This window comes from Variovorax sp. P4_D9 (genome assembly GCF_056401695.1).
In genome coordinates this window covers 1-18,203 of the sequence record NZ_JBFUIU010000091.1, presented here as the reverse complement: position 1 = coordinate 18,203, position 18,203 = coordinate 1, and the positions used below count along the sequence as shown (strand labels likewise).

Here is an 18,203-nt window from a genome sequence, read left to right as displayed (position 1 = left end):
GACTCGCTCGGCGCGAAGCGCATCGGCGCCATCTCCTGGGAACTCGCGCAGCGCCACGTRGACGATGCGCTGCTGCTGTCCGACGACGCGATTCGCGCGGCCCAGTCTTGGCTCTGGAAAGAGCTGAAGCTGGCGGTCGAGCCGGCTGCCGCGCTGCCCCTCGCGGCGCTGCAGAGCGTCGCCTATGTGCCGCGCGAAGGCGAGAAGGTCTGCCTGATCATTTGCGGCGCGAACGTCGACCCGGCGACGCTGAACTGAAGTTTCTCAAGCCTGGGCTGGTTGCTGTTCGCAGTTCACCATCCAGGGCACGCCGAACTTGTCCTCAAGCATGCCGAAGCCGGTCGACCAGAATGTGGGCGCATAGGGCATCGTGACCTTGCCGCCGGCGCCGAGGGCGTTGAAGAGGTGCTCGCCTTCCTTCACGTCCTTGGCCTGCACCGACAGCGAGAAGCCGTGGTAGCCCTTGAATGGGTAGCCTGGCGGCGCATCGGACGCCATCAGCTGGTGGCCGCGGGCCTCGAGCGTGGCATGCATGATCTTGTCCTTGTGGTCGGCCGGTGTCTCGGCGCCCATCGGGCTTTCGCCGAAGGTCATGCTGAAGAGAATCTTGCCGCCCAGGGCCTGGGCGTAGAACGCGAGAGCTTCGGCCGCGTTGCCGTTGAAGGTCAGGTAGGCTTGCATCGCAACTCCTTGGTTGAGTGGGTGGGGAGCGAAGGCGATCCTACGCGCACCTAAAATCAGGTCCATGCTCGATATCACACTGTTACGCAAGGACCTGCCGTCGGTCGTTGCCCGCCTCGAAACGCGCAAGAAGAACCAGACCTACCTGGACGTTGCGAAGTTCAGCGCGCTCGAAGCCGAGCGCAAGACCCTGCAGACCCGCACGGAAGAGATCCAGGCGCGCCGCAACACCCTCAACAAGCAGATCGGCCCCCTGAAGGCCAAGGGCGAGTCGGTCGACGCGCTGATGGCCGAGGTCAACGCGCTGAAGGCCGAGCAGGAGTCCTCGGCCGTCCGGCTCGATGCGATCCAGCCCGAGCTGCAGGCCCTCTTGCTGGCGGTGCCGAACCTGCCGCACGCCAGCGTGCCGATCGGCGACGACGAGCATGCCAACGTCGAGGTGCGGCGCTGGAGCCCGCAGGGTGGCGACGGCGCAGCCGCGACCCCGATCGGCTTCACGCCCAGGGACCACGTCGACCTCGGCGCGCCGCTGGGCCTCGATTTCGAGATGGGTGCCAAGCTGTCGGGTTCGCGCTTCAGCGTGATGAAGGGGCCGATCGCGCGGCTGCACCGTGCATTGGCCCAGTTCATGATCGACCTGCAGACCGAGCAACACGGCTACACCGAGTGCTACGTGCCCTACATCGTCAACGCCGATTCGATGCGCGGCACCGGCCAGCTGCCCAAGTTCGAGGGCGACCTCTTCGCCGCCAAGAAGGGCGGCCAGGACGGCGAGCCCGCGCCCGACCACTCGGCGCTCTACCTGATCCCGACCAGCGAAGTGCCGCTGACCAACTTCGTGCGCGACGAGGTGCTGGCCGAGGCGCAGCTGCCGATCCGCTTGACCGCGCACACGCCGTGCTTCCGCTCCGAGGCCGGCAGCGCCGGGCGCGACGCGCGCGGCATGATCCGCCAGCACCAGTTCGACAAGGTCGAGATGGTGCAGGTCACGCACCCCGAGAAGAGCTACGAGGCGCTCGAGGCCATGACCGGCCATGCCGAGGCGGTGCTGAAGGCGCTCGAGCTGCCGTACCGCGTSRTGCTGCTGTGCACCGGCGACATGGGCTTCGGCTCSRCCAAGACCTACGACCTCGAAGTCTGGCTGCCSGCGCAGRACACCTACCGCGAGATCAGCTCGGTSTCSAACTGCGARGCCTTCCAGGCSCGCCGSCTGCAGGCGCGCTTCAAAAATGCGCAGGGCAAGAACGAGCTGGTGCACACGCTCAATGGTTCTGGCCTCGCGGTGGGGCGGACGCTGGTCGCGGTGCTCGAGAACCATCAGAACGAGGATGGCTCGATCCGGGTGCCGGCGGCGCTGCGGCCCTACCTGGGCGGCCTCGAAGTGCTGCGCGGCTGAAAAAAGCGACGCGGAAGCTCTGCTATAATCGCGGGCTCGACAGACACCGGAGAGGTGGCAGAGTGGTCGAATGTACCTGACTCGAAATCAGGCGTACGTGCGAACGTACCGAGGGTTCGAATCCCTCCCTCTCCTCCAAGAATGGCCCCGCAAGGGGCCATTTTTTTGTCCGTGCGCGACCCAGGGCACCAAAGACTAGAAGCCTTTTTCTCCACCATCCCCGTGGACAGCCCTGTGGACAAGCACCGGGGCAACTCCGGGAAAGGGCTCCAGGCTTGGTTTCCGACGCGATGCCTCCAAAACAGGCACTTCCGATCCGGGCCGGTCCTGTCGGTGCGAGCCGTTTCAAGCACGCGCCAGGCGATCGGTCGCCCGGATCAGCTGGTCCAGGATGCCGGGCTCCGACCAGGCGTGTCCGGCTCCTTCGATCAGATGGAACTCAGCTTCCGGCCAGGCCTTGTGCAGCGCGTGGGCGCAGCGCGCCGGGCAGGGCATGTCGTAGCGGCCGTGAACGATCACGCCGGGGATGCCGCGCAGCCGATGGGCATCGCGCAGCAGCTGGCCATCCTCCAGCCAGGCGCCGTGCACGAAGTAATGGTTCTCGAGGCGGGCGAAGGCCAGGGCGAAATGATCGTCGCCGTGTGCGGCTGCAATGGAAGGGTCGGGCAGCAGCGTGATGGTCTCGCCCTCCCAGATACTCCAGGCCCTGGCCGCCTCCAATTGCCGCTCGGTGTCGCTGCCTGCGAGGAGCCTGCGGTAGGCGCCGATCATGTCGCCGCGCTCGGCCTCGGGAATCGGCGCTTGGAAACGCTCCCACTGCGCCGGGAACATCTCCGAGACGCCGAACTGGTAGTACCACGCCAGCTCCGCACGCGTCACCGTGTAGATGCCGCGCAGCACCAGCGCGCTGACCCGCTCGGGGTGCTTCTGGGCGTAGGCCAGCGCCAGCGTCGACCCCCATGAGCCGCCGAACACCAGCCAGCTGTCGACGCCCGCGAGTTCGCGCAGGCGTTCGATGTCGGCCACCAGATGCCAGGTGGTGTTGGCCTCCAGCCCGGCATGCGGCGTCGAGCGACCGCAGCCGCGCTGATCGAACAGCAGCAGGTCGTAGTGCGAGGCATCGAACAACCGACGATGYGCCGGCGAGATGCCGCCGCCCGGCCCGCCATGCAGGAAGACGGCCGGCTTGGCGCCAGGCGTTCCCACGCGTTCGTAGGCGACAAGGTGCCCGTCGCCGACATCGAGCAGCCCGCTGTCGTAGGGTTCGATCGGGGGGTAGAGGGGCAGAAGCGCGGTCATGAGTGCGGTGGCGAGCGGAGCGAAGAGAGGCCTGCTAGCGAGCGCTTCCCTTGCGGAGCTTGTGCATGCGCAGGCGAAGGCTGCTCTGCAGCGCCAGCCTTCGCGACAACGGAGGCGGCTCGGAAGGCTCCTGGCCGGGCACTTGTTGGTGCGGTTTGTGCGCCCAGTACGCTCCTGCATCGGGCACCAGGCGTAAGCCGACCGCACGGCTGTCCTCTTCCGAAAAATAGTGGAACACGATGCTGTTTCGGGTCCGATCGGGCGAGATGATCGGGCTGCCGCCGTGCAGCAGGTACGCGCTCCAGATGAAGACGTCCCCGCGCCTGGCCGGGAAGATCTGCGGCTTCAGTCCGCGGATGGCAACCTGTTCCTCCATGTATTTTGTCCATAGGGGCATTTCTTCGGGCACGAAGTGATTGCTGCCGGTGGAGAACACGTACTGCTCGATTTTGTGGCTGCCGGGATAGTAGCGCAGGGGCCCGGCCTCGTCGTGGCAATCCTCCAGCGCGACCCAGATGGCCAGCAGATGACCGCGGGAGCGAGGCGTCATGTAGAGGGAGTCGACATGGTTGCCCTGTGCACTGCCATGCAGGAGGTTCAGTGAGTTGCAGAGCACCGGGGTGTCCGCGAGGAGCACCTTGAGGATCGGAGTGATCCTGGGGTTCAACGCCAGTCGCCGGACACTTTCATACTCGAGGTAGAGATCGTTCACCTTGAAGCGATGCGCTGCCCGCGCCTGTTCGTCGACATCGCGAATATGAAGGCGCTGATCGGTGTCAAGGTCGTCGACGACGACGCGCGACCCTTCATCGATCCACGCGTTCTTCTGCGCAGTTTGCGCGGCTTCGATATCCGCATCCGAATAGAACCGCGGCAGGACGACAAAGCCGTCGTCCTGCCATTTCCTGATTATGTCCGCGTGCTGCTTCATCTTCCGTCTCTCGGATTTTCCAGTGGCGACTTTAACGCCGGTGAAGTGCGGCGCGTCGCGCTATCGCCGCCGCACGCGCCCCGGAGACGCAGCCGGCTTCACAACCTGCTCGATCGGCAGCGCCACCTCGGACTTCACCTGGCGCAGCACGATGCTCGACCGCACGTGCGTCACGCCCGGCAGGCTGAACAGCGTCTCGTGCAGGAAGCGCTCGTAGTGCTTCATGTCCTGCACCAGCACCGTGAGGATGTAGTCCGCCGGCCCGGTGGCCGAGACGCAGCTGGTGATCTGCGGACTGGCGGCGACCGCGTCCTCGAAGCGCTGCACCTGCGACTCGCTGTGCCGGTCGAGGTTGACCTCGGCCACGGCCGCGACATGCAGGCCGACCTTCTCGCGGTCGATCACCGCGGTGTAGCCGCGGATCACGCCGGCCGCCTCCATGTCCTTGATGCGCTTCCAGCAGGGGGTCGGCGACAGCCCGACGGCGTCCGAGATCTGCTGCACGGTTTGCCGTGCGTCGCGCTGCAGCTCGAAAAGGATCTTCAGGCTGTGGGCATCAAGAAGAATGGAATCGATGTTCATGGCGCATCTGGAGAATTTCATCCTCCAATCAGGGGGAATCGATAGTGTATTGAAGAAGCACTTCCTCGCCGGGCGATGGAACAATTTCGAGCATGAAAAGCCTCCCCCACGATCCGAACGTCCTGCGCACCGACTACAAGCTGAGCGACAGCCTGTGGGCGAAGTCGGGCTCCGTCTTCCTGACCGGCACGCAGGCGCTGATCCGCGTGCTGCTGATGCAGCGCCAGCGCGACACCGCCCGCGGCTTGGACACCCAGGGCTTCGTCAGCGGCTACCGCGGTTCGCCGCTGGGCATGGTCGACCAGGCGATCTGGAAGGCCGGCAAGGGCTTCGAGGAAGCCGGCATCCGCTTCGTGCCGGCGATCAACGAGGAACTGGCGGCGACCCAAGTGCTCGGCACGCAGCGCGTCGAATCGGACCCCGAACGCACAGTCGAGGGCGTGTTCGCGATGTGGTACGGCAAGGGCCCGGGCGTCGATCGGGCCGGCGACGCGCTCAAGCACGGCAACGCCTACGGCTCCTCGCCGCACGGCGGCGTGGTAGTGGTGGCGGGCGACGACCACGGCTGCGTCTCGTCCTCGATGCCGCACCAGAGCGACCACGCCTTCATGGCCTGGAGCATGCCGGTGCTGCAACCGGCCTCGGTGGCCGAATACCTCGAGTTCGGCCTCTACGGCTACGAGCTGTCGCGCTACTCGGGCGCCTGGGTCGGGATGGCGGCGCTGTCGGAAGTGGTCGAGAGCGGCAGCACGGTCGACCTCGACCTGATCAGCGCCCGCGTCGCCACCTGGGCCGATGCCGACACGGTGCGCGCCGCCACCGGCCACCGCGAGCCGGTCGACGGCCTGCACTATCGCTGGCCCGACCTGCCGTCGCTGCGCATCGAGTCGCGGCTGGCCGACAAGCTCGAGGCGGTGGCCGCCTTCACGCGGGTCAACGCAATCGACCGCCACGTGATCGAGAGCCCGCAGGCCAAGGTCGGCATCGTGACATGCGGCAAGGCCCACTATGACCTGATGGAGGTGCTGCGCCGCCTCGAGGTGACGCCCGAGGCGCTGGCCCGCACCGGCGTGCGGCTCTACAAGGTGGGTCTGAGCTTCCCGATCGAGCAGACCCGCATCAAGGACTTCGCGCAGGGGCTCGACGAGATCTTGATCGTCGAGGAGAAGGGCGCGATCGTCGAGACGCAGCTGCGCGAGCTGTTCTACAACGCGCCGCCCGAAGCGCGGCCGGCGCTGGTCGGCAAGCAGGACCGCGAGGGCCGGCCGCTGGTGTCGGCGCTCGGCGAGCTGCGGCCCTCGCGGCTGATCGAGCTCGTGGCTCATTGGCTGGAGGCCCATTTCCCCGGCAATAGCGAGCTCGGCGACCACCTGCAGCACGTGCGCGACTTCACGCCGCCCGAACTGCTCAGCAACGATGGCGACTCGGTCAAGCGGGTGCCGTACTTCTGCGCCGGCTGCCCGCACAACACCAGCACCAAGGTGCCCGAGGGCTCGACCGCGCGCGCCGGTATCGGCTGCCACTTCATGGCCAACTGGATGGACCGCAGCACGGCCGGCTTGATCCAGATGGGCGGTGAGGGCGTCGACTGGGTCTCGCACTCGATGTTCACGCGCACGCCGCACGTGTTCCAGAACCTCGGCGACGGCACCTACTACCACTCGGGCTATCTGGCGATCCGCCAGGCGGTGGCGGCCAAGGCCACGTTGACCTACAAGATCCTCTTCAACGACGCGGTGGCGATGACCGGCGGCCAGCCGGTCGACGGCATCATCAGCGTCGACGCGATCGCGCGCCAGGTCGAATCCGAAGGCGTGAAGCAGGTGGTGGTGGTCAGCGATGCGATCGAGAAGTACGCCGCCATCAAGGGCAAGTTCCCGGCCGGCACCGAGTTCCACGACCGCGCCGAGCTCGATGCCGTGCAGCGCCGCCTGCGCGAAGTGCCCGGCGTCACGGTGCTGATTTATGAGCAGACCTGCGCGGCCGAGAAGCGCCGCCGCCGCAAGAGGGGCGAGCTGGCCGACCCGGCCAAGCGCCTCTTCATCAATGAGGCGGTGTGCGAAGGCTGTGGCGACTGCACGGTGCAGAGCAACTGCGTGGCGGTGCTGCCGCACGAGACCGATCTCGGCCGCAAGCGCAAGATCGACCAGACCAGCTGCAACAAGGACTACTCCTGCGCGCAGGGCTTCTGCCCGAGCTTCGTCGGCGTCAGCGGCGGCGCGCTGCGCAAGAAGAGCGGCGCGCTGGCGGCCGGCAAGGACGCTTTCCTGGGCCATGTCGAGGCGCTGCCGCGGCCGGCGGCCCATGGCTGGACCGCGCCCTACGACCTGCTGGTCACCGGCGTAGGCGGCACCGGCGTGGTGACCGTGGGCGCGGTGATCGCGATGGCCGCGCACCTCGAAGGCAAGTCGGCCAGCGTGCTCGACTTCATGGGCTTCGCGCAGAAGGGTGGCGCGGTGCTGAGCTTCGTGCGCCTGGCCGACACGCCCGAACGCTTGAACCAGGTGCGCATCGACACCCAGCAGGCCGATGCGATCCTGGCCTGCGACGTGGTGGTCGGAGCCTCCCCGGATGCGCTGCAGACCGTGCGCCATGGCCGCACACGCATTCTCGCGAACATGCACGAGATCCCGGTGGCCGAGTCGCTGCGCAATCCGGATGCCGAACTCAAGACCGAGCTGCTGCTCGAGAAGATGCGCTTCGTCGCCGGCCGCGACCAGGTGCAGACCTTCGATGCCCAGACGCTGGCCGAAGAGTTCCTCGGCGACACGCTGGCATCGAACATCCTCGCGGCGGGCTATGCCTGGCAGTGCGGCCTGATCCCGCTGAGCCTCGAGGCGCTGACCCGTGCGATCGAACTGAACGGTGTCGCCGTGGCGGCCAATCAGATGGCCTTCTCGCTCGGCCGCCTGGCCGCGGGCGATCCGCAGGCCATCGATGCCTTGCGCGGCGCACCGGCCGCGCTGCCCGAAGACGAGTCGCCGGACGCCTTGATCGCGCGCGCCATGCGGCTTCTCGCGGGCTACCAGAACGCGGCCTGGGCCAAGCGCTTCGAGTCCCGCGTGCAGTTCGTGCGCGAGCGCGAGGCCGCGATGGCCGGCGGTGATCCGTCCCTGCCGGTCACGCGCAACGCGGCCCGGAGCCTGCTCAAGCTGATGAGCTACAAGGACGAGTACGAAGTGGCCCGCCTCTACAGCGATGGCGGCTTCCGCGAGAAGCTCGCCGAGCAGTTCGAAGGCGATCTCAAGCTCGAGTTCCACATGGCGCCGCCCTTCCTGGCGCGGCCGAAGAACGGCCAGCCGCCGGTCAAGATCCGCCTCGGCGGCTGGATGCTGCCGGCGATGAAGTGGCTGGCGCGCGGCAAGGTGCTGCGCGGCACGGCCTTCGACATCTTCGGCCGCACCGGGGAGCGTCGCCTGGAGCGCGAACTGATCGAGCGCTTCGATGCCCGGTTGGACGAATTGTCGGCCGGCCTCGCGCCCGCCAACCAGCGGCTGGCGGCGCAGATCGCCGCGGTGCCGCTGGCGATCCGCGGCTTTGGCCACGTGAAGCTGGCCAACCTGGCGCTGGCACGCGGCCGCGAGTCCGAACTTCTGCATCGTTTTGCGCCCGATCGCTATCCGCGGCCGGTCGTCGAGGCGAAAGCCGGGCAGATCCGCGGCATCGCGGTGGTCGCGCACTGAGCGATTTCTCGCTGCTGCGTTGTGCGCACGCGACGAAAAGGGGAATGATTTGACCGGTGCCGCGCGATCGGCCAATTAAGATCATGCGCTAGCGCCCGGCGCACTGGGGGTGGGTGGCACGACGCGGCCTCCGGCTTCCGAGCTATTTCAGTTGCGAGCCGCAGTGCCGCATGCAGGGCCCCTTGCCAGGGGCCTTTTTTTTTGTGGCCTGGATGACAGGGGCGTGAAAGCCATGGTGGGTAATTCGTCGTTCGCGGGGTTGGGCAACTCGTCCTTTGCCAGCCTCACACCGGCACCGGCTTCAGCCGACGAGGCCGAGCCGTGGGTGCGCGGCGAACTCATCCGCAGCCTGATGCGGGCCTCCCGGGGCTCCTATCTGCTGGCGGCGGCGCTGATGCCGGCGATGGTCGGCCTGAGCTGGGGCCATGTGCCGGCCTGGCAATTGATCGTCTGGCTGGTCATCGGCATCGCCGCCACCGCCTGCCGGATCTGGGGCGAACAGCTCTATGCCCGCCACTACGCCGACCGCGATTCGGCCGCCCAGCAGTACTTCGTCGAGCGCTACCGCTATCTCTGGAGTGCCAGCGGCTTCGCCTGGGGACTGTCGATCCTGATCTTCTTCGAGCGCACGCCACTGGTGAACCAGTTCATGAGCTGGCTGATCGTGGCCGGCGTCGCGACCTTCCCGCTCAACGGCCTGGCGCTGCACCCTCCGCTGCTCAGGCGCTACGTCAACACCCTGTTCTTCACGATGCTGGCGGCCATCGTGCTGCGCATGATCGAGCTCAAGTTCGCGCGGCCGCATTTTCACTACGGCTTCCTGATGCTGCCGGTGCTGCACTGGTGGCTGCTGCTGCGGGCCGGCCGGCGCATCCATGAGACCGCGCGCAACAGCTTCGAGCTGCTGTTCCACAACCACATCCTGATCAACTCGCTGACGCAGCAGCGTCAGGCGGCGGTCTCGGCGGTGGCCATGAAGAACCGCTTCCTCGCCAGTGCGGCGCATGACATGCGCCAGCCGGTGCTGGCGCTGTCGCTCTATGCCGACTGGCTGCGCAACGAGCCCGAACTGGTGGCCGAGATCGCGCCCAAGATCGTCCGCGCCACGCATGCCGTGAATGCCTTGTTCGATTCGCTGTTCGACCTCGCCCGCATCGATTCGGGGCAGGTGCGGCTGCACATCGAGCGGGTCGATGTGGCCCAGCTGCTGCACGACCTCGAGCTGCAGTACCGGCCGGTGGCCGAGGCCAAGGGACTGACCTTCCGCATGCACGTGACGCCCGGTACGGTGCTGACCGATCCGATCCGGGTCCGCCGGATGATCGGCAACCTGCTGGCCAACGCGACCAAGTACACCGCCGAGGGCGGAATCTTGCTGGCCTCGAGGCAGACCCGCGACGGCCTCCGGGTGGAAGTCTGGGATACCGGCATCGGCATCGCGCGCGAACACCTGCGTGACGTCTTCCTGGAGTTCTACAAGGTCGCCGACCACGCCGGCACCTCGGACGGCTTCGGCCTCGGCCTGGCGATCGTAGCGCGGCTGTCGCACGCGCTCGGCCACCCGGTCAGCGTGCGTTCGCGGCTTGGCCGCGGCAGCGTCTTCCGCGTCGCCTTGCACGATGCCGACGAGACCCAGGCGCAGACCCGAATCTCGGGCGCCGTGGGCTAGCGCTAGCCCGACAAGAGGCCGTTGGTGCGGGCGTGGTGCAGCGCCTGCGTCCGGCTCTTCACGCCGAGGCGACGGAATAGCCGCCACAGGTGCACCTTGACGGTGTGCTCGCTGATGTCGAGTTCGGTCGCGATGTCGCGGTTGCTCATGCCCTGGTCGAGCATCGCGATCAGCTGAGTCTGGCGCTTCGACAGCTTGCTGTTGGCGGCCGCCACCGGTTCTTCGGCGTCGGTGTCGGCCATCAGCAGGCCGCGCAGGGCGGCCGTGAGTTCGGCCGAGCTGGCCGATTTCTCGATGTAGGTGTCGGCACCGGCCTCGATGCAGGCCTCTTCCATGTCGGCCGAGGGCGAGGCGGAATACACCGCGATCGGCACGTCCGGGTAGGCCAGCTTGACCGCCACGACGCCCGAGACGCCGGTGGTGTCGGGCAGTTTCAGGTCGAGGCAGAACAGGCCGGGCGCCCCGTGCTGTTTGACGGCCGCCGCCAGCTTGTCGAGCCGCTCCAGTTCAACGATGTTCTCGGCCGGTCGCAGGCGCCGCAGCACCATCACGATGGCGTCGCGCATCAGGGGGTGGTCGTCGATGACATAGATACTCATGATTTACTCGCAGTGTCCGCAGGTCGGGCATTGCCCATCGCTGCGGTAGATTGTCCCTTAGCCCTCGCTGGCCGCATCGGCTGCGGCCAGCGCTTCCAGTGCGGCCGAAGCCGCACGCCTAACTTCGTCGTCCATTGCCTCGAGCTGCGCGGTGAGTTGCACCAGGGCGGCCCCCCGCTGCTGCCGCAGTGTTCCGATTGCCCGGCCCGCTTCCTGCGGTGTTGTGAACCCCCGGCTTTGTACCAGTTGCGCCCCACTCGCGTCGAGCAACTTGAAATAGAACAGCCCGTCGCGCTCGCGGTACTGCTTGAAGCTGGGCCGTGCCACCTTAGCCGCCTTGGTCGCCACCGCCTTGTCGTGGCTGGCGAGATTGCGCAGGCCGACCGCGTGGCGCAAGCCTTCCATGAACGGGCGCGACAGCGCGCGCGCCTTCTCGGCGCCGTTGCGCAGGATCCGCTCGATCTGGGCCGGATCGTTGAGTAGGGCCTCGTAGTGCGCCCGCATCGGCGCCACCTCGCGGTCGATGCGCTCGAACAGCATCTGCTTGGCATCGCCCCAGCCGATGCCGTCGGCGTAGTCCCGGCGCAGGGTCTCGGTCTCCCCGTCGTCGGCGAAGGCCTGGTAGATCTGGAACAGGGCCGAGCCCTCGGTGTCCTTGGGTTCGCCCGGCGCGCGCGAGTCGGTCACGATGCCGTTGATCAGCTTTTGCAACTGGGCGCGCGGCGTGAAGAGCGGGATCGTGTTGTCGTAGCTCTTGCTCATTTTGCGGCCGTCGAGCCCGGGCAGCGTCGCCACCGTGTCGTCGATCTCGGCCTCGGGCAGCGTGAAATGCTCGCCGTACAGATGGTTGAAGTGCTGCGCCATGTCGCGCGCCATCTCGATGTGCTGCACCTGGTCGCGGCCCACCGGCACCTTGTGGGCGTTGAACATCAGGATGTCGGCGCCCATCAGCACCGGGTACATGAACAGGCCGGCGCTGACCTCGGCGTCCGGGTCCTCGCCCTTGGCGCTGTTCTTGTCGACCTGCGCCTTGTAGGCATGGGCACGGTTGAGCAGGCCCTTGCCGGTGACGMAGGTCAGGAACCAGGTCAGCTCGGGAATCTCGGGGATGTCGGACTGGCGGTAGAAGATGACGCGCTCCGGGTCCAGCCCGCAAGCCAGCCAGGTGGCGGCGATCTCGAGCGTCGAGCGCTGGATGCGGGCCGGTTCGTCGACCTTGATCAGCGCGTGGTAGTCGGCCAGGAAATAGAAGCTCTGGACGTCGTCGCGGCGGCTGAAGCGCACCGAATGCCGCACCGAGCCGACATAGTTGCCGAGGTGCGGCGTCCCGCTGGTGGTGATGCCGGTCAGGAAACGGATGGGCGTATCGGGAAGAAGGGCCATGGGAGTTCAGCGAATGAGGGCGGTAAGCGGGCTCAGCAGCAGCGAGATGGCCTGGTAGCCGAAGGCCATCAGCGGGCTGAGCCACCAGGTACTGACGACGCCGGCAATGACCAGGCCCATCACGATGAAGAAGCCATAAGGCTCGATGCGGGCCAGGAACTCCTGGGCGCCGCCGCTCGGCAGCAGGCCGGCCAGCACGCGGCCGCCATCGAGCGGCGGCAGCGGGAACAGGTTGAAGGCCCACATCACGAGGTTGACCAGCACGCCGCCCTGGGCCATCTTGATAAAAAAGGTTTCGTTGATGCCGGCGCCGACCAGGCCGACCAGGAACAGCGCCCAGACGATGGCCTGGAAGAAGTTGGAGGCGGGGCCGGCCAGGGCGACCCAGATCATGTCACGCTTGGGGTGGCGCAGGCGGTTGAAATTGACCGGCACCGGCTTGGCGTAGCCGAACAGGAAGGCCCCCGAGGTGGCGAAGTACAGCAGCAGCGGCATCAGGATGGTGCCGACCGGGTCGATGTGCTTGAACGGGTTGAGCGTTACGCGGCCCATCACGTAGGCCGTATTGTCGCCGAAGTACCGTGCCACGTAGCCATGGGCCGCTTCGTGCACCGTAATCGCGAAGACCACGGGCAGGGCGTAGATCAGGACGGTTTGAATCAGGTTTTGGATATCCACCGCCGGATTGTCTCAGACGGTAAGAATGTCCCTTGCGGGACTCACAAGCCCAGGACGGCCAGCGGGCCGCGGCCCTGGCGCACCAGCAGCGGATCGCCGCCGGTGCCCATGGGCGTGAGGTCGACCACGGTGGTCGGTTCCGAGGGGCAGGCGCCGGCATCGATCACGGCGCCGATCTGCTTCTCGAAGCGCTCGCGGATCTGGGTCGGGTCGTTCATGGCCTCGGTTTCGCCGGGCGCGATCAGCGTGGTCGCCAGCAGCGGCTCGCCGTGCAGCGTCAGCAGTTCGAGCAGCACCCGGTGGTCGGGCACCCGCAGGCCGATGGTCTTGCGCTGCGGATGGCTGACCCGGCGCGGCACCTCCTTGGTGGCCTCGAGCAGGAAGGTGTAGGGGCCGGGCGTGGCCGCCTTCAGCAGCCGGTACTGCTTGTTGTCGACCCGGGCGTAGTTCGACAGCTCGCTCAGGTCGCGGCAGATCAGCGTCAGGTGGTGCTTGTCGTCGACCTGGCGGATCCGGCGCAGCTGGTCGACCGCGTCCTTGTCGTCGAGGTGGCAGGCCAGCGCGTAGCTGGAATCGGTGGGCACGGCGACGATCTCGCCGCGGGCCAGCAGGGCAACGGCCTGCTTCAGCAGGCGCTGCTGCGGGTTGTCGGGGTGGACTTCGAAGAACTGGGCCATGGGGGCGATTCTGTCAGGACTCGGCGGGCTCGATAGGCACTCGGCGCTCGCGCACAGTAAGCCATGCGCCGGCAGCCCCGCAGACTGCGATCATGCCCATGCCGATCAGCGAGATGCTGTCCGGCACATAGGAGAAGATGACCCAGCCTCCCAGCATTGCGAAGGCGATCTGCGCATAGAGATAGGGCGTCAGCGTGGAGGCCGGCGCCCGCTGGTAGGCCAGGATCAGGAGGAAATGGCCGACCGTGCCCATGAAGCCCATCAGGCACAGCAGGGCCCACCAGTGCCAGGAGGGCAGCGCGGTCCAGACAAAGGGCAGCGCCAGCGAGGCCAGCAGCGCACCGACCCAGCCGGTGTAGAAGTGCATCGTGAGCGGGTCCTCGGTCTGCGCCAGCTTGCTGGTCAGCACCTGGAACCAGGCGTTGGTCAGCACCAGCCCGATCGGCAGGAACATGGCCCAGCTGAAGGCGTCGCCGCCCGGACGCAGGATCACCAGCGTGCCCGCGAAGCCGCCCGCGACCAGCGCCCAGCGTAGCCGCGACACCTGCTCCTTGAGCGTGGTGGCTGCCAGCAGCGTGATCACCAGCGGCGCGATCAGCACGATCGAGGTGAACTCGGCCAGCGGCATGTAGCGCAGGCTGAAGAAGGCCAGCGTGCTCGAGGCCAGCAGCAGGGCGCCGCGCAGCAGCTGGTAGCGCGGATGGCGGGTGCGCAGCAGCGCGGTGCCATGGCGCGGCAGCAGCACCAGCGTGGTCGCCGCCGCCTGGAAGAAATAACGGACCCAGACGCCCATCAGGATCGGCACCGCCGCGGTCGACAGCTTGGTGGCGGTGTCCAGCGTGGCGAAGCAGGCCACCGCCAGCAGGACCAGGCCGATGCCGGCCAGAACGCGCTCCGATTCCAGGTCGCGCGTGCTTTTGACCGCAACGGCCTCGCTCGCCTGCGCCGTCACTGGATGCGGTGCTCCAGCAGTTCCCAAACCGGGGTCAGCTGGCCGGGCAGCGGCGGCAGCTTGCCAAGGTCGCAATGGCTTTCGTCGGGGCTGTGGAAATCGCTGCCGCGCGAGGCGGCGAAATCGAATTCGAGTGCCTTGTCGGCGTACTCGACGTACTCGGCCGGCGTGTGGCTGCCGGTGACGACCTCGATCGCCCGGCCGCCGTGGGCCTTGAACTCGACGAACAGGGCGTATTCCTCGTTGGCCGTGAACCTGTAGCGGCCGGGGTGGGCGATCACGGCCATTCCGTTGGCGGCGGTGATCCAATGCACCGCGTCCTTGAGCGAGGCCCAGCGGTGCGGCACGTAGCCGGGCTTGCCTTCGATCAGGAACTTGCGGAACACCTCGGAGGTGTCGCGGCAGTGGCCGGCCTCGACCAGGAAGCGGGCGAAGTGGGTGCGCGAGATCAGCTCGGGATTGCCGACGAAGCGCAGCGCGCCCTCGTAGGCGCCGTGGATGCCGACCTTGGCCAGGCCCTCGGACATCTCCATGGCGCGCTTGCCGCGGCCGCCACGGGTGTCGTAGAGGCCTTCGCTGATCGCGGCGTCGTCGGGGTCGAAGCCCAGGCCGACGATGTGCACGGTTTCGCCGGCGAAGGTGACTGAGATCTCGGTGCCGGTGAGGTACTTCATGCCGTGCGCGCGGGCCGCGGCGGCGGCGCGGTGCTGGCCGCCGATCTCGTCGTGGTCGGTCAGGGCCCAGAGCTCGACGCCGTTGGCGGCGGCACGTTCCGCCAGTACCTCGGGCGTCAGCGTACCGTCCGATACGACGGAATGGCAGTGCAGGTCGGCATTGAGGATGGAGGACACCGCACGAGTTTATTCTTTCTCGAAATTGCCTGCGGCGGCCCGCTTTTTCAGCGTTTCTTGCGGAACGCGACCCAGGCTGCGACCGCCGTGAAGCTCATCACGATGGCCACCACGATCCAGAAGCCGTGCCGGTGGTCAGCCAGCGGGATGCCGCCGACGTTCATACCGAACAGGCCGGCCAGGATGTTGATCGGCAGGGCCAGCACGGTCACGACGGTCAGCACGAACAGGCTGCGGTTGTTGTCCTCGTTGACATCGGCGGCGATCTCCTCCTGCAGCAGCTTGATTCGCTCCTGCAGCCCGACCATGTCGCGCAGCACCACCGAGAATTCCTCGGTCGAGCCGCGCAGTTCGAGCACATCGGGCTCGGCCATCCACGCGGGCGGACTCTGCAGCAGGCGGAACAGCGCCGCCGGCTCGGGCGCCAGCAGCCGCTGCAGCCGCACCAGCACCCGGCGCAGCTCGCCCAGACGGGCCCGCTTGTGGTCGAGCCGGCCGGCCAGCAGCGCGTCCTCGATCTCGTCGATGCGTCCGGTCACGTCGCGCACGATCTTCACGAGCACGTCAGCCTGCACCCGCAGCAGATGCTCGAGCAACTCGGTGCTGGAACGCGGGGCTTCGCCGGCCTTGACCGCCGTGCGCAGCGCATCGACCGAGCGCAGCGGCTGGGTGCGGGCGGTCACCACCAGCCGCGGGCCGACGCTGATCCACAGGGTTGAGATTTCGGAGGGCTCGAAGCTGAAATCGAAATGGACGTCGTTGATGACCGCGATCAGCGAGTCGTCGGCGCGCTCGATCCGGGTCGAGTGCAGGCCTTCCCTGAGCGTCTCGAAGAAGATGCCGGACAGGCCGGCGTGGCGCAGCAGCCAGCGTTCGGCCTGGGCATGGCTCAGGTTGAAATGCAGCCAGAGGAAGGCGCCGGCGGCGGTGCCGGCCGCCAACGATTCGGCGGCCTGTGCGGAATCGACTGCGCGCACCGGCTCCGGGGCGGCGACATCGAACAGGTAGCCGCAGATCAGCCCGGCGTCGTCGCTGCCGTAGGCGCCAGCGATCGAATTCATGGTGCGATGGGCATGGTGGGTGTCGCGGGATGCTGCCGGCGCCATGTGTCAGCCGTGTGACGACGGCGGTTCTGCGTACTTTCTGTCACGAGGCGGTCATCCGGTGGCCTCAGCATGTCCTTTTCCTTTGCCATTCGAGTCGAATCATGACGCTGCCGAGTACGTTCAGTGACCCCGAGGACCTGATGGCGCGCATCGCGCGTGACCTGGTGGACAGCTACGACGAGGAGATCGAACTCGAGCTCGAGGATCGCAGCCTCGACGAGCTGGAGACCGGCATCGTCACCGACAAGGCGGGGCGCCAGGCCTACTTCAAGGAGCTGTTCCGGCTCCAGGGCGAGCTGGTCAAGCTGCAGGACTGGGTTCAGCACAGCCGGCAGAAGGTCGTGATCCTGTTCGAGGGGCGCGATGCCGCGGGCAAGGGCGGCGTCATCAAGCGGATCACGCAGCGGCTCAATCCGCGCGTGGCGCGTGTCGCGGCGCTGCCGGCGCCGAATGACCGCGAGCGTACCCAGTGGTACTTCCAGCGTTACGTGGCGCACCTGCCGGCGGCCGGCGAGATGGTGCTGTTCGATCGCAGCTGGTACAACCGCGCCGGCGTCGAACGGGTGATGGGCTTCTGCTCCGACGAGGAGTACGAGGAGTTCTTCCGCACCGTGCCCGACTTCGAGCGGATGCTGGTGCGCTCGGGCATCAAGTTGATCAAGTACTGGTTCTCGATCACGGACGAAGAGCAGCACATGCGCTTTCTAGGCCGTATCCATGACCCGTTGAAGCAGTGGAAACTGAGCCCGATGGACCTCGAATCGCGCCGCCGCTGGGAGGAATACACCAAGGCCAAGGAGACGATGCTGGACCGCACCCACATCCCCGAGGCGCCCTGGTGGGTGGTGCAGGCGGTCGACAAGAAGAAGGCGCGGCTGAACTGCATCAGCCACCTGCTGGGCCAGCTGCCCTACCATGAGGTGCCGCACCCGCCGGTGGAACTGCCGGCGCGGGTCCGGAATGCCGACTACCTGCGCCACCCTGTGCCTGCCAGCATGATCGTGCCCGAGCGCTACTGATCGATGGCGCGTCTTCCGGRCCGGCCGATCGTCGGGTAGCTGGCCGGCGGCGAAGCTGCTACCGTGTCCGCAACGATGCACGCCAGCCCGCCGCTCCCATGTCCCGCCGTTCGCTCTCTCCACTGACCCGCGCCTACAAGCGCGGCCTGACAGTGCTCACCAAGGCGACGCTGGGCAGCAGCAAGAAGATCGCCAAGCGGGTCCAGAGCGCGGCGGTGGAGCAACTCAAGCCGCCACCGGGGCGTGGCGACTGGATCGCCGGCGCCGCCTTGGGACCGGCCGGGGCACGGCGCTACCACCTGTATCGGCCGCCTGCGCTGGCGCTGGAGGCCGGCGAGAAGCTGCCCCTGATGGTCATGCTGCACGGCTGCGCCCAGACCGGGCGCGATTTCGCCGTCGCCACCCGCATGAACCGGGTTGCCGACCGCGAGCGCTTCCTGGTCCTCTATCCCGAGCAGGACCGCCTTGCCAATGCACAGGGCTGCTGGAACTGGTACGACCGCCGTTCCGGCAAGGCCGATGCCGAGGCTGCCACCTTGATCGCCGCGATCGACCAGGTGCTGATGCTCTATCCGGCCGATCGCGAACGGGTGGCGATCGCCGGCTTGTCCGCCGGCGCCAGCATGGCGGCCCTGCTGGCCACCCGCTATCCGGTGCGCTTCAAGGCGGTCGCCATGCATTCGGGCGTGGCGCCGGG

General features: G+C 67.3%; 17 protein-coding genes and 1 tRNA gene. 7 read left to right on the top strand and 11 right to left on the bottom strand.

The genetic code is table 11. The features are described from left to right. The coding region (locus AC1DY5_RS12825) for a pyridoxal-phosphate dependent enzyme (RefSeq protein ID WP_478111785.1) at positions 1 to 258 on the top strand (258 nt) is incomplete at its 5' end. A 6-nt stretch (positions 259 to 264) separates the two neighbouring features. Here the strand turns inward: AC1DY5_RS12825 and AC1DY5_RS12820 are convergent. After that, positions 265 to 681 (bottom strand): VOC family protein, encoded by a 417-nt coding sequence (locus AC1DY5_RS12820; protein WP_478111784.1) that lies wholly within the window; start codon positions 679 to 681, stop codon positions 265 to 267. 64 nt (positions 682 to 745) lie between these two features. Here AC1DY5_RS12820 and serS point away from each other — a divergent pair, with 64 nt between their 5' ends. After that, entirely contained in the window at positions 746 to 2,077 is a 1,332-nt protein-coding gene (serS, locus tag AC1DY5_RS12815) for a serine--tRNA ligase (protein WP_478111782.1), read from the top strand. A gap of 48 nt (positions 2,078 to 2,125) precedes the next feature. After that, a tRNA-Ser gene (locus AC1DY5_RS12810) sits at positions 2,126 to 2,215 on the top strand. 207 nt (positions 2,216 to 2,422) lie between these two features. Here the strand turns inward: AC1DY5_RS12810 and pip are convergent. Genes pip through AC1DY5_RS12795 form a run of 3 tightly spaced genes read right to left on the bottom strand, consistent with a single transcriptional unit; the run spans position 2,423 to position 4,889 of the window. After that, on the bottom strand, positions 2,423 to 3,376 hold the full coding sequence (pip, locus tag AC1DY5_RS12805) for a prolyl aminopeptidase (RefSeq protein WP_478111780.1): 954 nt from the start codon (positions 3,374 to 3,376) through the stop codon (positions 2,423 to 2,425). A 34-nt stretch (positions 3,377 to 3,410) separates the two neighbouring features. Continuing rightward, positions 3,411 to 4,307 (bottom strand): phytanoyl-CoA dioxygenase family protein, encoded by an 897-nt coding sequence (locus tag AC1DY5_RS12800; protein ID WP_478111779.1) that lies wholly within the window; start codon positions 4,305 to 4,307, stop codon positions 3,411 to 3,413. Positions 4,308 to 4,367: 60 nt separating this feature from the next. Next, the gene (locus AC1DY5_RS12795) at positions 4,368 to 4,889 is read right to left on the bottom strand and encodes an Lrp/AsnC family transcriptional regulator (RefSeq protein WP_478111777.1); all 522 of its coding nucleotides are present in this window, start codon (positions 4,887 to 4,889) and stop codon (positions 4,368 to 4,370) included. 92 nt (positions 4,890 to 4,981) lie between these two features. Between AC1DY5_RS12795 and AC1DY5_RS12790 the strand changes: the two genes are divergently transcribed. Together AC1DY5_RS12790 and shkS are read left to right on the top strand one after the other, a co-directional pair. Further along, positions 4,982 to 8,572, top strand: a complete 3,591-nt coding sequence (locus AC1DY5_RS12790) for an indolepyruvate ferredoxin oxidoreductase family protein (RefSeq protein WP_478111776.1) — start codon at positions 4,982 to 4,984, stop codon at positions 8,570 to 8,572. Between the two features lie 232 nt (positions 8,573 to 8,804). Then, the gene (gene shkS, locus AC1DY5_RS12785; protein WP_478111786.1) at positions 8,805 to 10,241 is read left to right on the top strand and encodes a surface-behavior sensor histidine kinase ShkS; all 1,437 of its coding nucleotides are present in this window, start codon (positions 8,805 to 8,807) and stop codon (positions 10,239 to 10,241) included. A 2-nt stretch (positions 10,242 to 10,243) separates the two neighbouring features. On the opposite strand, the gene AC1DY5_RS12780 is transcribed toward shkS, so the two are convergent. The 7 genes from AC1DY5_RS12780 to AC1DY5_RS12750 are packed head-to-tail and all read right to left on the bottom strand — an operon-like array spanning position 10,244 to position 16,442. Continuing rightward, complete coding sequence (locus AC1DY5_RS12780; RefSeq protein WP_286369234.1) at positions 10,244 to 10,840, bottom strand: LuxR C-terminal-related transcriptional regulator; 597 nt, start codon at positions 10,838 to 10,840, stop codon at positions 10,244 to 10,246. Between the two features lie 57 nt (positions 10,841 to 10,897). Then, positions 10,898 to 12,223 carry a tryptophan--tRNA ligase gene (locus AC1DY5_RS12775; RefSeq protein WP_478111773.1) on the bottom strand — a complete coding sequence of 442 codons (1,326 nt, stop codon included), beginning with the start codon at positions 12,221 to 12,223 and terminating at the stop codon, positions 10,898 to 10,900. A gap of 6 nt (positions 12,224 to 12,229) precedes the next feature. Next, positions 12,230 to 12,901, bottom strand: a complete 672-nt coding sequence (locus tag AC1DY5_RS12770; protein WP_478111772.1) for a site-2 protease family protein — start codon at positions 12,899 to 12,901, stop codon at positions 12,230 to 12,232. 41 nt (positions 12,902 to 12,942) lie between these two features. Then, positions 12,943 to 13,578, bottom strand: a complete 636-nt coding sequence (locus AC1DY5_RS12765; RefSeq protein ID WP_478111770.1) for an L-threonylcarbamoyladenylate synthase — start codon at positions 13,576 to 13,578, stop codon at positions 12,943 to 12,945. Positions 13,579 to 13,591: 13 nt separating this feature from the next. Next, positions 13,592 to 14,530, bottom strand: coding sequence for a DMT family transporter (locus AC1DY5_RS12760; RefSeq protein ID WP_478111768.1), 939 nt, complete (start codon positions 14,528 to 14,530; stop codon positions 13,592 to 13,594). After that, positions 14,527 to 15,381 carry a 3',5'-nucleoside bisphosphate phosphatase gene (locus tag AC1DY5_RS12755; RefSeq protein ID WP_478111766.1) on the bottom strand — a complete coding sequence of 285 codons (855 nt, stop codon included), beginning with the start codon at positions 15,379 to 15,381 and terminating at the stop codon, positions 14,527 to 14,529. Before AC1DY5_RS12755 ends, AC1DY5_RS12760 begins: the two co-directional genes overlap by 4 nt. 47 nt (positions 15,382 to 15,428) lie before the next feature. Then, entirely contained in the window at positions 15,429 to 16,442 is a 1,014-nt protein-coding gene (locus tag AC1DY5_RS12750; RefSeq protein WP_478111764.1) for a transporter, read from the bottom strand. Between the two features lie 146 nt (positions 16,443 to 16,588). Here AC1DY5_RS12750 and ppk2 point away from each other — a divergent pair, with 146 nt between their 5' ends. Further along, positions 16,589 to 17,506: a polyphosphate kinase 2 gene (gene ppk2 / locus AC1DY5_RS12745; protein ID WP_478111762.1), complete on the top strand. Its 918-nt coding sequence runs from the start codon at positions 16,589 to 16,591 to the stop codon at positions 17,504 to 17,506. Between the two features lie 98 nt (positions 17,507 to 17,604). Then, on the top strand, positions 17,605 to 18,203 hold a 599-nt coding region (locus tag AC1DY5_RS12740), incomplete at its 3' end, for an extracellular catalytic domain type 1 short-chain-length polyhydroxyalkanoate depolymerase (protein ID WP_478111760.1).

What these genes read in the sequence shown, in the direction of transcription:
- ppk2 (WP_478111762.1), top strand. Translation starts at nt 16,589, where the DNA reads ATGACGCTGCCGAGTACGTTCAGTGACCCCGAGGACCTGATGGCGCGC.
- AC1DY5_RS12800 (WP_478111779.1), bottom strand. Translation starts at nt 4,307, where the DNA reads ATGAAGCAGCACGCGGACATAATCAGGAAATGGCAGGACGACGGCTTT.
- AC1DY5_RS12790 (WP_478111776.1), top strand. Translation starts at nt 4,982, where the DNA reads ATGAAAAGCCTCCCCCACGATCCGAACGTCCTGCGCACCGACTACAAG.
- AC1DY5_RS12780 (WP_286369234.1), bottom strand. Translation starts at nt 10,840, where the DNA reads ATGAGTATCTATGTCATCGACGACCACCCCCTGATGCGCGACGCCATC.
- shkS (WP_478111786.1), top strand. Translation starts at nt 8,805, where the DNA reads ATGGTGGGTAATTCGTCGTTCGCGGGGTTGGGCAACTCGTCCTTTGCC.
- AC1DY5_RS12795 (WP_478111777.1), bottom strand. Translation starts at nt 4,889, where the DNA reads ATGAACATCGATTCCATTCTTCTTGATGCCCACAGCCTGAAGATCCTT.
- AC1DY5_RS12765 (WP_478111770.1), bottom strand. Translation starts at nt 13,578, where the DNA reads ATGGCCCAGTTCTTCGAAGTCCACCCCGACAACCCGCAGCAGCGCCTG.
- AC1DY5_RS12820 (WP_478111784.1), bottom strand. Translation starts at nt 681, where the DNA reads ATGCAAGCCTACCTGACCTTCAACGGCAACGCGGCCGAAGCTCTCGCG.
- AC1DY5_RS12750 (WP_478111764.1), bottom strand. Translation starts at nt 16,442, where the DNA reads ATGAATTCGATCGCTGGCGCCTACGGCAGCGACGACGCCGGGCTGATC.